Annotated in this window: 18 protein-coding genes; 11 read left to right on the top strand and 7 right to left on the bottom strand. The window is 48.8% G+C overall.

Annotated elements, in window-relative coordinates:
* The first annotated feature begins 394 nt into the window (after window positions 1-394).
* Genes FEK47_RS18145 through dapA form a run of 6 tightly spaced genes read left to right on the top strand, consistent with a single transcriptional unit; the run spans window position 395 to window position 4,704 of the window.
* Window positions 395-796 (top strand): PTS sugar transporter subunit IIA, encoded by a 402-nt coding sequence (locus tag FEK47_RS18145; protein WP_135487118.1) that lies wholly within the window; start codon window positions 395-397, stop codon window positions 794-796.
* A gap of 6 nt (window positions 797-802) precedes the next feature.
* Window positions 803-1,288: a PTS sugar transporter subunit IIB gene (locus FEK47_RS18140; protein WP_000029256.1), complete on the top strand. Its 486-nt coding sequence runs from the start codon at window positions 803-805 to the stop codon at window positions 1,286-1,288.
* Window positions 1,289-1,304: 16 nt separating this feature from the next.
* Window positions 1,305-2,051, top strand: a complete 747-nt coding sequence (locus tag FEK47_RS18135) for a PTS sugar transporter subunit IIC (protein ID WP_135487117.1) — start codon at window positions 1,305-1,307, stop codon at window positions 2,049-2,051.
* Complete coding sequence (locus FEK47_RS18130) at window positions 2,044-2,898, top strand: PTS system mannose/fructose/sorbose family transporter subunit IID (protein ID WP_000368745.1); 855 nt, start codon at window positions 2,044-2,046, stop codon at window positions 2,896-2,898. The genes FEK47_RS18135 and FEK47_RS18130 overlap by 8 nt, the downstream gene beginning before the upstream one ends.
* A gap of 1 nt (window position 2,899) precedes the next feature.
* Window positions 2,900-3,820 carry a phosphoglycerate dehydrogenase gene (locus FEK47_RS18125; RefSeq protein WP_135487116.1) on the top strand — a complete coding sequence of 307 codons (921 nt, stop codon included), beginning with the start codon at window positions 2,900-2,902 and terminating at the stop codon, window positions 3,818-3,820.
* A complete protein-coding gene (gene dapA / locus FEK47_RS18120) occupies window positions 3,820-4,704 on the top strand; it encodes a 4-hydroxy-tetrahydrodipicolinate synthase (RefSeq protein WP_135487115.1) in 885 nt (294 codons plus the stop codon). Before FEK47_RS18125 ends, dapA begins: the two co-directional genes overlap by 1 nt.
* Before the next feature lie 103 nt (window positions 4,705-4,807).
* Here dapA and rpoH read toward each other — a convergent pair whose 3' ends face one another.
* From rpoH to ftsY, 4 genes are all read right to left on the bottom strand, one after another.
* Complete coding sequence (gene rpoH, locus FEK47_RS18115) at window positions 4,808-5,662, bottom strand: RNA polymerase sigma factor RpoH (protein ID WP_000130217.1); 855 nt, start codon at window positions 5,660-5,662, stop codon at window positions 4,808-4,810.
* 244 nt (window positions 5,663-5,906) lie between these two features.
* Window positions 5,907-6,965, bottom strand: coding sequence for a permease-like cell division protein FtsX (ftsX, locus tag FEK47_RS18110; protein WP_130209080.1), 1,059 nt, complete (start codon window positions 6,963-6,965; stop codon window positions 5,907-5,909).
* Window positions 6,958-7,626 (bottom strand): cell division ATP-binding protein FtsE, encoded by a 669-nt coding sequence (gene ftsE / locus FEK47_RS18105; RefSeq protein ID WP_000617723.1) that lies wholly within the window; start codon window positions 7,624-7,626, stop codon window positions 6,958-6,960. Before ftsE ends, ftsX begins: the two co-directional genes overlap by 8 nt.
* Before the next feature lie 2 nt (window positions 7,627-7,628).
* Entirely contained in the window at window positions 7,629-9,167 is a 1,539-nt protein-coding gene (ftsY, locus tag FEK47_RS18100) for a signal recognition particle-docking protein FtsY (protein ID WP_138183311.1), read from the bottom strand.
* Between the two features lie 149 nt (window positions 9,168-9,316).
* Between ftsY and rsmD the strand changes: the two genes are divergently transcribed.
* On the top strand, window positions 9,317-9,913 hold the full coding sequence (rsmD, locus tag FEK47_RS18095) for a 16S rRNA (guanine(966)-N(2))-methyltransferase (protein WP_130209084.1): 597 nt from the start codon (window positions 9,317-9,319) through the stop codon (window positions 9,911-9,913).
* A complete protein-coding gene (locus FEK47_RS18090) occupies window positions 9,903-10,172 on the top strand; it encodes a DUF1145 family protein (protein WP_089635439.1) in 270 nt (89 codons plus the stop codon). Before rsmD ends, FEK47_RS18090 begins: the two co-directional genes overlap by 11 nt.
* A 2-nt stretch (window positions 10,173-10,174) precedes the next feature.
* Here the strand turns inward: FEK47_RS18090 and FEK47_RS18085 are convergent, their stop codons facing one another.
* Window positions 10,175-10,534 (bottom strand): DUF2500 domain-containing protein, encoded by a 360-nt coding sequence (locus tag FEK47_RS18085; RefSeq protein ID WP_130258728.1) that lies wholly within the window; start codon window positions 10,532-10,534, stop codon window positions 10,175-10,177.
* A 141-nt stretch (window positions 10,535-10,675) separates the two neighbouring features.
* Here FEK47_RS18085 and FEK47_RS18080 point away from each other — a divergent pair, with 141 nt between their 5' ends.
* Both FEK47_RS18080 and zntA read left to right on the top strand, forming a co-directional pair.
* The gene (locus FEK47_RS18080; protein WP_064527705.1) at window positions 10,676-11,302 is read left to right on the top strand and encodes a lysoplasmalogenase; all 627 of its coding nucleotides are present in this window, start codon (window positions 10,676-10,678) and stop codon (window positions 11,300-11,302) included.
* A gap of 73 nt (window positions 11,303-11,375) precedes the next feature.
* The gene (zntA, locus tag FEK47_RS18075) at window positions 11,376-13,574 is read left to right on the top strand and encodes a Zn(II)/Cd(II)/Pb(II) translocating P-type ATPase ZntA (protein ID WP_135487113.1); all 2,199 of its coding nucleotides are present in this window, start codon (window positions 11,376-11,378) and stop codon (window positions 13,572-13,574) included.
* Window positions 13,575-13,606: 32 nt separating this feature from the next.
* Here zntA and FEK47_RS18070 read toward each other — a convergent pair whose 3' ends face one another.
* Together FEK47_RS18070 and tusA are read right to left on the bottom strand one after the other, a co-directional pair.
* Window positions 13,607-13,915 carry a hypothetical protein gene (locus FEK47_RS18070; protein WP_130221348.1) on the bottom strand — a complete coding sequence of 103 codons (309 nt, stop codon included), beginning with the start codon at window positions 13,913-13,915 and terminating at the stop codon, window positions 13,607-13,609.
* 264 nt (window positions 13,916-14,179) lie between these two features.
* The gene (gene tusA / locus FEK47_RS18065; protein WP_000130621.1) at window positions 14,180-14,425 is read right to left on the bottom strand and encodes a sulfurtransferase TusA; all 246 of its coding nucleotides are present in this window, start codon (window positions 14,423-14,425) and stop codon (window positions 14,180-14,182) included.
* Between the two features lie 221 nt (window positions 14,426-14,646).
* Here tusA and FEK47_RS18060 point away from each other — a divergent pair, with 221 nt between their 5' ends.
* The gene (locus tag FEK47_RS18060) at window positions 14,647-15,312 is read left to right on the top strand and encodes a 7-cyano-7-deazaguanine/7-aminomethyl-7-deazaguanine transporter (protein WP_130221347.1); all 666 of its coding nucleotides are present in this window, start codon (window positions 14,647-14,649) and stop codon (window positions 15,310-15,312) included.
* The last annotated feature ends 17 nt before the right edge of the window (window positions 15,313-15,329 follow it).

Raw genomic sequence — 15,329 nt, 5'->3', positions numbered from 1 at the left:
AACAAGCTTTAAATATAGATAATTAGCATAAAATCTATCTTCTTTAAGCGTTGTACGTTCTCTTTCTTATATATAATTTTTATAAATCATAAGTATTGATTTATTTATTCGACGTATTTTTGGTTCACGATAACTCATTCATTAAATGAATATAAATACATTAAATTATCATTAATTATGATGGATAACACGTTATAAGTCCTGTTTTTTTATTACAAACAATTTATTAGCAATTTTCGCTAATGCTATCAACTGTGATCTTGCTAACATTATCGTCAAAGAAAAAATAATATAAATCACAGACCAAAGACTACTTTTCGGAAAGATAAAAACATTCATATATTGAATATTATCTCTTATCTGTCCTCTGTATATATTAAAAGGAATTTATCATTTGAATCAGTTCAATATTATAATTCTGACACACGGTGAGGCAGGGAATGCTTTACTCGCCAGCAGCGAAATGATTGTAGGTAAAACACCGCATACCACAGCTATTTCTCTGATGCCGGGGATGTCACCTGAAACGCTTATGCAACAAGTAAAAGCCATACTCAATCCTGATGTAGAAACAATCATATTTACGGATATTTATGGCGGTACACCTTCAAATATCGCCTACCTTCTTTCCCGAGAATTTCCCATTCGCTGCATCAGCGGTGTCAATCTGGCAATGTTAATTGAAGCCAACATGTTACAGGATTCTGACGAAGAACTGTCCTTTGATGAATATATTCAGCATGTACATGATGCTGGTAAAGAGATGATTCAAACTTATTGTTTTAATAAAGGATGATAAACTATGAGTATAGTACATGCCCGTATTGATTACCGTTTAATTCATGGACAAGTCATAACAAAATGGCTAAAAAGGAGTGATGCAAATAAAATAATTGTTATTGATGATCCCTTGTCACGCGATCCTTTCCTGGCTGAAGTCTATAAGATGGCAGCGCCAAGTGGTGTTGAAGTTATAATGACCTCCATTGAAGATACGTTACAACGCTGGAACAGCAATAGTTTCTACGAAGGTAAATTACTAATTCTTTTCAAATCGATCGATTCTGCATTAAAAACCATACAAGGTGGTTTGATGTTAGAAGAATTACAAGTCGGTGGTGTTGAAAATACTCCAGGAAGAAAAATAGTTTTCAACCAAATATCACTCAATCACGAAGATGCCGACAAACTTCAAATCATCGAAGATAAGAATATCAAAGTTTATTTCCAAACTATTCCTGAAGAAGATCCTGCCAGCCTACAAAAAATCAAAAATAAGTTACCTTAATTAAGGAGAGGAGCTTATGTCTATTTTTACAGCAGCAATGATTGCCCTGGTATATTGGATATCCCAAGCAAAAGTATGGTACGGCTTTTCTATTATGCGTATGCCATTATCGATAGCACCTATTATGGGGCTAATCTTTAATGATATGCCAACTGCTTTATCTGTTGGAGCCACCTTACAGATGATCTATATCGGGAGTATTGCCCCGGGTGGAAATCCTCCTGCAGATGAAGGTCTAGCCTCGTGTATAGCAATTCCAATTGCACTTACCGCAGGTATTAAACCAGAAATTGCTATCTCTTTGGCTATTCCACTGGGATTGCTCGGCGTGGTTCTGGAAAACGTACGCAAAACACTGAATACCACATTTGTCCACATGGCTGATCGCTACGCAGAAAAAGGAGATATCAAAGGCATCCAACGCGCAGCCACAATATATCCTCTCCTGTTAGCCTTTCCGATGCGTTTTGTACCGGTATTCATCGCCTGCCTGTATGGCCCGGATGCCATTGCCTCTTTTGTAAACCTGCTTCCCACCTGGTCGACGAATGGCCTGGCAATTGCCGGTAATATTCTGCCCGCACTTGGTTTTGCGATAACCATCATTGTTATCGGTAAGAAACAATACATCCCTCTGTTCATTATTGGCTTTTTCCTCGTGACCTATTCAGGCTTGAATACCATTGGCATCTCTATTTTTGGACTGTGTGCCGTCCTCTTATATATGCAGTCACAAAATACAAAAGGAACTAAAAATGGATAATATAATTGAGTCAGGATACTCAGAATCCTCCCCTATTACGAAAAGAGATGTTCAGATTGTTTGGCTAAAATGGCACGCGTTCTCTGAAACATCGTTGAACTTTGAACGTTTACAAGCACTGGCATTTTGCAATGCAATGACCGGCGTATTGGCGAAGCTATACCCGGATGAAAAAGATCTCGCCAAAGCCTTACAGCGCCATTTAACCATGTTCAACACACAGGCTAACTGGGGCTCGGTTATCGCTGGTATTAGTATTGCGCTGGAGGAAAAAGCGGCCCAAGAATCAGAAGAACAACGTGAATCAACAACACAACTTGTTACGGGTTTAAAAACCGGTCTTATGGGGCCTGTCTCGGGTATTGGTGACACGTTAGACTTTGGTACATTGCGCCCCATTGTTATTGGTGTCTGTATCCCGTTTGTTATTCAGGGATATGTTATTGCCGCACTTCTCCCCCTGATTTACCAGGTTAGTTATATGTTCTTCGCCAGTCGATTTGCACTTAATATCGGCTATAAAAAAGGGAAAGAATCAATTCTGGAAATTTTGCATTCCGGGAGCATACATCGAATTATTGAAGGTGCTGGAATGTTCGGGCTGTTGATGATGGGGGCACTTTCAGCAACATATGTAAAAATTAAGACACCATTACACATCACAACCGGCGGTGGCAATACCATCGTTTTACAGGATATGCTAGATAAAATTGTCCCTAACATGTTGCCACTTATTGCCGTGTTGGGTATTTATTTTTACATACAGAAATGTGGCCCACATTTCTTACGTATTCTGGTCACTATTCTTGTTTTGAGTCTGGCATTTTCTTTCTTTGGCCTTTTATAAAATGAAAAAGATAATTATCACTCCCCGGCCTTTTGTGGGTAAAGGCAAGGTCTATATTGATAAATTAAAATCCGCAGGTTATCACGTTGAATGTAATAACAGTGGAGGTCGATATAGCAAGGAAGAACTCATCGAGAAAATTAAAGACGCAAATGCTATTATCACCGGAAACGATCCTCTGGACAGAGAAGTCATTGATCAGGCTAAAAACCTGAAGGTTATTTCAAAATATGGAGTAGGGTTAGACAACATAGATGTCGATTACGCAAACAGTAAAGGCATCGTTGTACATAAAGCTCTTAATGCTAACTCTATTTCTGTTGCAGAAATGGCAATCCTGATGATGCTCTCCAGTTCCAGAAAATATGTTGAAATTGAGAGTCAGGCAAGAAATGGAAAGGACGTCAGACTTGTCGGTTATGAGCTCCATCAAAAAACTCTGGGATTAATTGGACTTGGTGCAATTGGTCAACATGTTGCCCATATTGCTCATTCTATGGGAATGACAATTACTGCTCATGATCCCTATATTGATAAAAACAAAGTTCCATCCTATATAGAACTTAAATCACCTGATGAAATATATCAGTACAGCGATATCATTTCTCTGCATTTACCTTTACTGGGCAGCACTCGCAATATAATTAACGACTCTGTATTTGAGAAAATGAAGTCTTCATCCATTTTAATCAATACTGCCAGGGGGGGATTGGTCGATGAGGAAAGTTTATATACCGCACTTAGCAATCAGAAAATTGCTTTTGCCAGTGAAGATATTGAACTGAAAGAACGTTCAAAAGAACTCACAGAACTTAAAAACTACTCTATTACCCCTCATGCCGCTTCATTTACTGATGAGGCCGACCATAACACTATGCAAATTTCTATTAAAAACGTATTACAGGAACTGGAGAAAGAGTAATGAAAGAGCTAAAAGGGATTATTACCGCAATGGTAACACCTTTCGATGAAATGGAAAAAATGGATATCGCGGCGGCGAAAAAAATGGCGCGCTGGTTAGTTGACAAAGGTGTTCATGGCTTATTCATTTGCGGAACTAATGGTGAATTTCATTTGCTTTCCGATGACGAAAAAGTTGAGTTAACAAAAGCCGTCGTTGAAGAGGTCGGTAATGAAGTTACCATTTGTGCAGGTGCTGGGTGCTGCAGCACAAAACAAACTATCGAATTGACTAAGCGTTTAGTTGATGCGGGCGCCGATTATATTTCTGTTGTCACGCCGTACTATCTTGTACCAAATCAGGAAGATTTATACCGTCACTATTATGATATTGCCTTCAGCACAACGGCGCCCATCATTCTCTATAACCTGCCGGGCCAGACAGGATTAAGCATTGAATACGAAACGGCAAATCGTTTAGCCGATATCAAAAATATCGTAGCGATAAAAGACAGTAGCGGTAAATTCGAAGTCCAGAAACAGTATCTGGAAATCGCTAAACATAAAAACTTTAAGGTATTAAACGGCTCTGACTCGTTAATGCTGGATGCATTTAAAGAAGGTTCTGTGGCTGCTGTCGCTGCAACATCGAATGTTCTGCCTACTATTGAAGTCAATTTATATAACTACTTCATGGCCGGTGAACTGGATAAAGCGCAGGAAGAGCGTAATAAAATGGATGCACTGCGCATGACGATCAAGAAAATGACCGCACCTGCAGTAATGAAAGAAGCATTAAACCTGATGGGGGTGAAGGCCGGTATTACCCGTAGACCAATTCATATGCCAAACGACGCGATCGTTGAAGACATCAAGGAAATGTTGAAAGGCTATAATTTCCTGTAAAGAACAAATGCCGGATGTATCTCTTGTCCTACAAGATAGCGTAAACAAAAACCCCCGGACTCAAATCCAGGGGTTATCTGTGACAACTTAACGCGTTGTGCAGTTACGCTTCAATAGCAGCGCGAAGTTTTTTCATCGCGTTCTTCTCCAGCTGGCGCACACGCTCAGCGGAAACACCGTAACGGTCAGCCAGTTCCTGCAACGTGGACTTGTTGTCTTCGTCCAGCCAGCGCGCGCGGATGATGTCCTGGCTACGCTCGTCCAGACCTTGCATCGCGTCGGTCAGGCGGTTTGCCGCCTGCTCTTCCCAGTTATCATCTTCAATGCCGTCGGCAAAGTTAGATGATTTATCCTGCAGATAGAGCACCGGAGCCATCGGCTGGCTGTCGGAATCGTCGTCGGAAGACAGGTCAAAGGTCATGTCCTGTGCCGCCATACGCGACTCCATCTCACGCACGTCTTTGCTGGTTACGCCCAGTTCACGGGCCACCATTTCGACTTCATCCTGGTTAAACCAGCCCAGACGCTGCTTGGTTTTACGCAGGTTGAAGAACAGTTTGCGCTGCGCTTTGGTGGTCGCAACTTTGACGATACGCCAGTTACGCAGAACGTATTCGTGGATCTCTGCTTTGATCCAGTGAACGGCGAAGGAGACCAGGCGCACACCCACTTCCGGGTTAAAACGGCGCACTGCTTTCATCAGGCCGATGTTACCTTCCTGAATCAAATCCGCCTGTGGCAGGCCATAGCCCGCATAATTACGAGCAATATGAACAACAAACCGCAGGTGAGACAGGATCAGCGTTTTAGCTGCTTCCAGATCGCCATGGTAATGCAGCTTTTCAGCCAGCGCCCGCTCCTCGTCAGCCGACAACATCGGCCACGCGTTAGCTGCCCGGATGTAGGAATCCAGGTTGCCAACTGGGGCTAAAGCTAAACTTTGCATTTTGTCAGTCATTCAAATCCTCTCAATCGATATCTTCTGGCGCCTCAGTGGTAGCAACAACTGTGCCAGAGCTTAAGAGCAATGAGGTTATCATTCACTGTTTTATCAGACCGTGATTTTATCCACAAGTTCAATGCAACGCTGTGAATAAATTACGCACAAAATGTGACATAGAGATGAAATACCGGGAAGAGACAACGGGGTCTCTTTCCCTGCTACGGAACCCATTGCAGGGAAAGAGTATAACACGCTTTTATTATTCAGGCGTAAAATGGCGTAAATGTTGTACCGTGGCAAGCCAGGCTGCCACCCAGCCAATCATCGAACACACCAGCAGCAAAAGCAGACATTCATCGAACGATAAGCCATTGATATCAAACTTAGTTCCGAAAACCTGCGCCACTTCCGCCACCGCTGACGACAAACGCAGTACCAGAATTTCTGACAAAATTAATGACAACAATGCGCCAGAAAATCCCAGCAGTGCACCGCCGTACAGGAACGGGCGAAGGATGAAACCATCCGTCGCACCAATCAGTTTCTGCACGTTGATGGAGTCACGGCGAGCAAAGATGCTCAGACGTACGCTGTTGCCGATGACGAGGAACACGGCCGCCACCATCAATACGCCGATCATCGCCGAAACGCGCCCGACCAGCCCGGTCAACGCCGCCAGACGGGCAAACCAGCTGTCATCCATCCGCACTTCGTCAATGCCGTTAATCTGCGTGATACGATCGCGCAGCGTATTCAGTGACTCCGTCCCCTGGAAATCGAGTTTCGGGATTACCACTGCCACTGCCGGAAGTGGGTTTTCTTCCAGCATATCCAGCGCACCACCAAAACCAGACCAGTTACGGAACTCGCCCAGTGCGTCTTCACGAGAAAGATAGTTCACTTTCTCCACGCCCTGCTCGGCCTGTAGCTGCGCCACCACGCCCGCAGCGGCGTCATCATCCAGTGTTTTTTGTAGATAAACGGTGATTTGTGGTGACGGATAATACTGCGTCGCCGCCTGGTTAACGTTTTTGTACACCATATAACAGACGCTTGGCAGCGTCAGGGAGATGGCGATGACCATCACGGTTAGAAACGTGGCGAACGGTTTGCTTTTCAGATCCTGCAAAGCGCCGTGGAACGCATAGCGCACCTGTTCGTTGAAAACGTTGGTTTTGCGATTTGCCGGTTTTGGCGAGGACTTCGCGCGTTTCGGCGCGTTACGCCCACCGTCGCCAGAGCCGCCAGCCGATTTACGGAAGCGATCAAGACGCCCGCCAAACTGCCGGATATGATTGATTGCATCGCGCTTATTCATGGCCCACGCCTCCATGCAAGTGACCATCGCTCAGGGTGAGCATGCGATAGGAACGTCGTGAAATCAGGTTGATGTCGTGTGTTGCCATCAATACTGTTACCCCAACGCGATTAAACTCTTCAAACAGACGTAAAATCCCTTCTGACAGCGCATCATCCAGGTTACCGGTCGGTTCGTCCGCCAGCAGTACCGCAGGTTTGTTCACCACCGCGCGGGCAATGCCAACGCGCTGCTGTTCACCGCCAGAAAGCTGTATTGGAAAGTTTTTCGCTTTGTCCAGTAGCCCGACTTTGTCCAGCGCCGCCGATACACGGCGACGAATATCGTCACCGCTGGCACCGGCGATAATCAACGGGATCGCCACGTTATCATAGACAGTACGGTCCATCAGTAGATGGTGATCCTGGAAAATCATGCCGATCTGGCGGCGCAGAAACGGAACTTCACGGTTTTTCAGACGCGTGATGTCATGGCCGCTAAACCAGATTTTCCCGGCGCTTGGCCGCTCAATCCCACAGATCAGCTTCAGGAGGGTACTTTTCCCTGCACCGGAATGACCGGTCAGAAACGCCATCTCACCCGGCTGCATATGAAACGTAACGCCCTGCAGCGCCTGTCTCCCACCGAGATAAGCCTTGCTGACATGTTCAAAGCGAATCATTGTTAATCCTCTCGGGCAAAAAGTGCCTCTATAAAGTCGTCCGCTTTAAACGGACGCAAATCCTCAATACGTTCGCCGACACCAATATAGCGGATAGGAATACCAAACTGGTCAGCCACCGAGAAAATTACCCCGCCTTTCGCCGTGCCGTCCAGTTTCGTTAACGTGATGCCGGTTAAGCCAACCGCTTCGTGAAACAGTTTGGCCTGGCTTACCGCATTCTGCCCGGTGCTGGCGTCGATAGTCAGCATAACTTCATGCGGGGCTTCAACGTCGAGTTTCTTCATCACGCGGACGATTTTCTTCAGCTCTTCCATCAAGTGCGATTTGTTCTGCAAGCGTCCGGCGGTATCGGCAATCAGAACATCAACATTACGCGCCTTCGCAGCCTGAATGGCGTCGAAGATAACAGAGGCGGAATCCGCACCTGTATGCTGGGCAATCACCGGGATATTGTTGCGCTGACCCCAGACCTGAAGCTGCTCAACTGCTGCCGCACGGAAAGTATCGCCCGCCGCCAGCATCACAGATTTACCTTGCTGTTCAAACTGACGCGCCAGCTTGCCAATCGTCGTGGTTTTCCCCACGCCATTGACGCCCACCATCAGGATCACAAACGGCGCTTTGCCTTCGACGTTCAGTGGTTCATCGACTTTCGCCAGAATCTCGCCCATCTCTTCTTTCAGCAGGCCATAGAGCGCCTCGGCGTCACGAAGCTGCTTGCGGGATGCGCCTTCCGTCAGATTGGTGATGATTTTACGCGTGGTTTCCACACCCACATCGGCGATCAAAAGCTGCTCTTCCAGCTCTTCAAACAGATCATCGTCGATTTTTTTACCGCGGAACAGGCTGATAAATCCGGAACCGAGATTTTCTTTGGTTTTTAACAGGCTGCGTTTCAGGCGCGCGAAGAAACCTTCTTTGGTCGGTTTTTCTTGCTCCTGGGCAATTTCTTCCACCGGCTGCTCTTCTTCTGCCGGAGGAACCACCATCACCGCCTCTTCTGCCGCTTCGGCAGCCAGCGCCTGTGCTTCCAGCTCTTCGTCGGTGATTTCTTCTTTAGCCGCTTCTTCTTGCGCCGCTTCGACAATCTCCACGGTTTCCGCTTCGGCCTGCCACTCTTCTGGCGAAACCTCTTCGGCGTTGACGTCTTCCGGCAATGGCAGCTCTTCACGTTCAATAGCCACTGGCTCCGGCGTAACTTCAGGTTCAACTACCGGTGCTGGCGATTCTTCCACTACGGGTTCTGGCTGCGCACTGACTTCCGCTTCGATAACAGCTTCAGGCTGCACTTTCTCGCTTTCGACAACCTGTTCAGTCACTTCCACCACTTCGGCAGCAAAAGTTTCCGCCTCGGCTTCAGTATGGGCCTGCGGCAACTCCTCAACAGGTTGTTCAGCAACCTTCGCAGGCTCTTCAGCCTGGACAGTTTCTTCTACAACCGATTGATCATTTTGGACTTCTGTCTCTTTTTCCGGGGTCTGCTCTTTTTGACCAAAGCCCAGCCAGGAAAAAAAGCCACGTTTTTTTTCTTTCGCCATCTGCGACTACACTCCTCGCTGTTGCTTCATGGCACAGCGTTAACGCTATGTACATAGCAGCTAAAAAAATGATGAAATAGTCTATCACTTAACTGAATACACATCACCGCCTGCAATTATGTGTTATCTGGCGGATTGAGCAATTTATCATGAAAAAACCGAATCATTCCGGTAGCGGCCAAATCCGCATTATTGGCGGGCAGTGGCGAGGCCGTAAACTCCCGGTTCCGGACAGCCCAGGCCTGCGCCCCACCACCGATCGCGTGCGCGAAACGTTATTTAACTGGCTGGCTCCGGTTATCGTCGATGCGCAATGTCTGGATTGCTTCGCCGGTAGCGGCGCGCTGGGGCTGGAAGCCTTGTCTCGCTACGCTGCGGGCGCCACGCTGATTGAGATGGATCGTGCGGTGCATCAGCAATTAATCAAGAATCTGGCAACCCTGAAAGCAGATAATGCGCGGGTGGTTAACAGCAATGCAATGTCATTCCTGGCGCAAAAAGGCACACCGCATAATATCGTGTTTGTCGATCCGCCATTCCGCCGAGGCTTGTTGGAAGAAACCATTAATTTACTGGAAGACAACGGCTGGCTGGCTGACGAAGCCTGGATATATGTCGAGAGCGAAGTCGAAAACGGTCTGCCTACAGTTCCGGCAAACTGGTCGTTATATCGGGAAAAAGTGGCGGGTCAAGTTGCTTATCGGTTGTATCAGCGTGAAACACAAGGAGAAAGTGATGCTGATTAATATTGGACGTTTGTTAATGCTTTGCGTATGGGGATTTTTAATCCTCAATCTTGTTCAGCCATTTCCGCGACCGCTGAATATTTTCGTTAACGTGGCGCTGATTTTTACCGTGCTGATGCATGGTATGCAGCTGGCGCTATTGAAATCCACTTTGCCGAAGGATGGTCCGCAGCTTACCACCGCCGAAAAGGTGCGTATTTTCCTTTTCGGCGTGTTTGAACTGCTGGCCTGGCAGAAGAAATTTAAAGTTAAAAAATAACCTTATTGTTCGCCAACAAAGCTGACAAAACGCGTGCCTTTATAGCTCAGCGTACCTTTATCGCCCACTGTCAGGGCGTGGTACTGCTGGGCGTCGAGGCGGAACGTCTGCTCCAGTCCACCGCTTTGCGGTTTGAAGCTTGCCTCATAGCGCATACTGGTGCCAGCCGGAGTCACTTCCTGCTGGCGCGAACGGCGATCGTTAATTGGTTTTTCCCGCTTGTTACTCACCACCACCAGCTTTTGCTGGAGCGGTGCCATATCATTATCAACTTTTTCCCGCCGCTGCTGCATAAAGCGAAACGATGCAGCGACAACAATTAAGCCAATGATAACAATAAAGAAAAGAGGTGGTTTACTCATCTTTGTACCTTATCGGAAAATGCGGAAATAAGCATACCCTGCCCGTTATGGTGTTGTCATCTGTCCGCCCTCGCCACTAAACTGAATAGCAAGACTGTAGGCATTCCGCTTACTAAATAATAACGAATTCAAGGAACTAAGATGCTTTGGTCGTTTATCGCTGTCTGTCTTTCCGCATGGCTATCTGTGGATGCCTCCTATCGTGGTTCAACCTGGCAACGCTGGGTGTTTAAACCGTTAACTCTTCTTCTCCTGCTATTACTGGCCTGGCAAGCGCCGATGTTCGACGCCATTAGCTATCTGGTACTGGCGGGGCTATGTGCGTCGCTGTTGGGCGATGCGCTAACGCTATTACCACGTCAGCGTCTGATGTACGCCATTGGCGCATTTTTCCTCTCTCACCTGCTGTACACCATCTATTTCGCCAGCCAGATGACGCTCTCTTTCTTCTGGCCATTGCCGCTGGTGTTGCTGGTACTGGGCGCGCTGTTGCTGGCCATTATCTGGACACGCCTGGAAGAGTTACGTTGGCCCATTTGTACCTTTGTCGGTATGACGCTGGTGATGGTGTGGCTGGCAGGTGAACTGTGGTTCTTCCGTCCGACCGCTCCGGCGCTCTCTGCGTTTGTCGGCGCTTCGTTACTGTTTATCAGCAACTTTGTCTGGCTGGGTAGCCACTATCGCCGCCGCTTCCGGGCCGATAACGCCATTGCTGCTGCCTGCTACTTTGCCGGTCACTTCCTCATCGTCCGCTCGCTGTATCTCTGATAAAACTTGACTCTGGAGTCAACTCCAGAGTGTATCCTTCGGTTAATGAGAAAAAACTTAACCGGAGGATGCCATGTCGACTCCTGACAATCTCGGCAAGAAAGCCCCCCAATTTGCTGCGTTCAAACCGCTAACACCGGTAAAGAACGCCAACGACTGTTGCTGCGACGGCGCATGTTCCAGTACGCCCCCCCTTTCTGAAAACGTCTCCGGCAATCGCTATAGCTGGAAAGTCAGCGGTATGGACTGTGCCGCCTGTGCGCGCAAGGTAGAAAATGCCGTGCGCCAGCTTGCAGGCGTGAATCAGGTGCAGGTGTTGTTTGCCACCGAGAAGCTGGTGGTTGATGCCGACAATGACATCCGCGCACAAGTTGAATCTGCGGTGCAAAAAGCAGGCTATTCCCTGCGCGATGAACAGGCCACCGACGAACCACAAGAATCACGCCTGAAAGAGAATCTGCCGCTGATTACGCTTATCGTGATGATGGCAATCAGTTGGGGACTGGAGCAGTTCAATCATCCGTTTGGTCAACTGGCGTTTATCGCGACCACGCTGGTTGGGCTGTACCCAATTGCTCGTCAGGCATTACGGCTGATCAAATCCGGCAGTTACTTTGCTATTGAAACGTTAATGAGCGTAGCCGCCATTGGTGCGCTGTTTATTGGCGCAACGGCTGAAGCTGCGATGGTGTTGCTGCTGTTTTTGATTGGCGAACGACTGGAAGGCTGGGCCGCCAGCCGCGCACGTCAAGGGGTCAGCGCGTTAATGGCGCTGAAACCAGAAACCGCCACGCGCCTGCGTAACGGTGAGCGGGAAGAGGTGGCAATAAACAGCCTGCGTCCTGGCGATGTGATTGAAGTTGCGGCAGGTGGGCGTTTGCCTGCCGACGGTAAACTGCTCTCACCGTTTGCCAGTTTTGATGAAAGCGCCCTGACCGGCGAATCCATTCCGGTGGAGCGCGCAACGGGCGATAAAGTTCCTGCAGGCGCCACCAGCGTAGACCGTCTGGTGACGCTGGAAGTGCTGTCAGAACCGGGTGCCAGCGCCATTGACCGGATTCTGAAACTGATCGAAGAGGCCGAAGAGCGTCGCGCACCCATTGAGCGGTTTATCGATCGTTTCAGCCGTATCTATACGCCCGCGATTATGGCTGTCGCTCTGCTGGTGACGCTGGTGCCACCGCTGCTGTTTGCCGCCAGCTGGCAAGAGTGGATTTATAAAGGGCTGACGCTGCTGCTGATTGGTTGCCCGTGTGCGTTAGTTATCTCCACGCCTGCGGCGATTACCTCCGGGCTGGCGGCGGCGGCACGTCGTGGGGCATTGATTAAAGGTGGCGCGGCACTGGAACAGCTAGGTCGCGTTACCCAGGTGGCGTTTGATAAAACCGGTACGCTGACCGTCGGTAAACCGCGCGTTACCGCGATTCATCCGGCAACGGGTATTAGCGAATCTGAACTGCTGACACTGGCGGCGGCGGTCGAGCAAGGCGCCACGCATCCACTTGCGCAAGCCATAGTTCGTGAAGCGCAGGTCGCTGCACTCGCCATTCCCGCCGCCGAGTCACAGCGGGCGCTGGTCGGGTCTGGCATTGAAGCGCAGGTTAACGGTGAGCGCGTATTGATTTGCGCTGCCGGAAAACATCCTGCTGATGCATTTGCTGGTTTGATTAATGAACTGGAAAGCGCCGGGCAAACGGTAGTGCTGGTGGTACGTAACGATGACGTACTTGGTGTCATTGCATTGCAGGACACCCTGCGCGCCGATGCCGCAACTGCTATCAATGAACTGAACGCGCTGGGCGTCAAAGGGGTGATCCTTACTGGCGATAATCCACGCGCAACGGCGGCAATCGCCGGGGAACTGGGGCTGGAATTTAAAGCGGGCCTATTGCCGGAAGATAAAGTCAAAGCGGTAACCGAGCTGAATCAACATGCGCCGCTGGCGATGGTCGGTGACGGTATTAACGACGCGCCAGCGATGAAAGCCGCCGCCATCGGGATTGCAATGGGCAGCGGCACAGACGTGGCGCTGGAAACCGCCGATGCTGCATTAACCCATAACCACCTGCGCGGCCTGGTGCAAATGATTGAACTGGCGCGCGCCACTCACGCCAATATCCGCCAGAACATCACCATTGCGCTTGGGCTGAAAGGGATCTTCCTCGTCACGACGCTGTTAGGGATGACCGGCCTGTGGCTGGCGGTGCTGGCAGATACGGGTGCGACGGTGCTGGTAACGGCGAATGCGTTAAGGTTGTTGCGCAGGAGATAAAGGTGTTGCCTGATAGCCTCTGGCTATCAGGCTTAGTGCTGAGGCGGGAACGGCGGCATGGTCAGGAAAGCGTAATATAGCGCTAACATCAGAATGACGGAGATAACACTGAATGCAGCAACCAGGCGGGATGCTAATGATGGCCTTTTGAACATCAACCACAGGGCATAAGCAAGCCCGACACCGTTAAGTAAAGGTAAAAATATCATTAGCCAGAGCCAACCCCAGGCAAGTACCCCCAGCCATCCCCCCATGATGATAAAAACAGGCATCAGCCAATTGGGGGCGAATATCGCGAGCAATCCCAGCAATCCCAGACAAACTGGAATTAAATAATCCATTTGTGCATTCCATTACACCTGCATGCCGGATGCGGCGTGAACGCCTTATCTGGCCTACACAGAGCATCGAACTCGTAGGCATGATAAGACGCGACAGCGTCGCATCAGGCATTGTGCACCGTTTCGCAGATGCAGCTTGAACGCTTTATCCGTCCTACCAAACCAGTTGCAAGCCGCAACATTGAGCGCGATCGGTCCCCTCGCCCCTCTGGGGAGAGGGTTAGGGGGTGAGGAAAAGGCGGCATCGAAGCCAATCAGCCCCTATCAACCGCCTTTACGAATCAAATAACGATAAGGCAAGCCATCCGTCTCTTTAGCAACCAGTTCGTGTTCCATAAAGGTACAAAACCCAGGAATATCTCGGGTCGTGGCTGGATCATCGGCGATAATCAGTAACGTTTCGCCAGGCTGCATATTGCGCACGGTTTTGCGCACCATCATCACCGGTTCCGGGCAGCGCAGGCCAAGCGCGTCGAGTGTGTGGTCAGGGCTGGAAAAGAGATCGGTCATTTTCTTCTCATCACATAAAAAAACGGCGCTAGTTTACGCTCTGTGAGTCCGTAAGCAAACCAGGTTAACGATTGCGTGAAAATTAACCATTGCATTGTCAACGTAAAGCAGTATCATGCGGCGGCTCGAAAAAAGGGTAAGAACGTTATTTAATCAAGGTAAAATAGCGTGTCGTACGTATTGGGTTCCCTCACCCCAATGGTTAATCAAAAAGGTAAAATATGAACGTTTCAACACAACCACTGCGCTACAAGGCGTTGTTCTGGTTATCGTTATTTCATCTGCTGGTGATCACCTCCAGTAACTATCTGGTTCAGCTTCCGGTCTCCATTTTTGGTTTTCATACCACCTGGGGCGCGTTTAGCTTTCCGTTTATTTTTCTTGCTACCGACCTGACCGTGCGTATTTTTGGCGCACCGCTGGCCCGTCGTATCATCTTTGCGGTGATGATCCCGGCGTTATTGATCTCCTATGTCATCTCGTCGCTGTTCTATATGGGTTCATGGCAGGGATTCGGTGCTCTCGCCCACTTCAACCTGTTTGTCGCTCGTATCGCTACCGCCAGCTTTATGGCCTACGCGCTGGGGCAGATCCTCGACGTGCATGTCTTTAACCGCCTGCGTCAGAGTCGTCGCTGGTGGCTGGCGCCGACGGCGTCCACACTGTTTGGTAACGTCAGCGATACACTGGCATTCTTCTTCATTGCTTTCTGGCGGAGTCCGGATGCCTTTATGGCCGAACACTGGATGGAAATCGCGCTGGTTGATTACTGTTTCAAAGTGTTAATCAGCATCGTTTTTTTCCTGCCAATGTATGGCGTATTACTCAATATGCTATTGAAAAGACTGGCAGATAAATCCGAAATCAACGCTTTGCAGGCCAGTTAAAGGTTCGTTATCAGACT

Source organism: Escherichia sp. E3659, from assembly GCF_005781135.1.
Lineage (GTDB): Bacteria > Pseudomonadota > Gammaproteobacteria > Enterobacterales > Enterobacteriaceae > Escherichia.
This window is presented reverse-complemented; position numbering and strand designations above follow the sequence as displayed.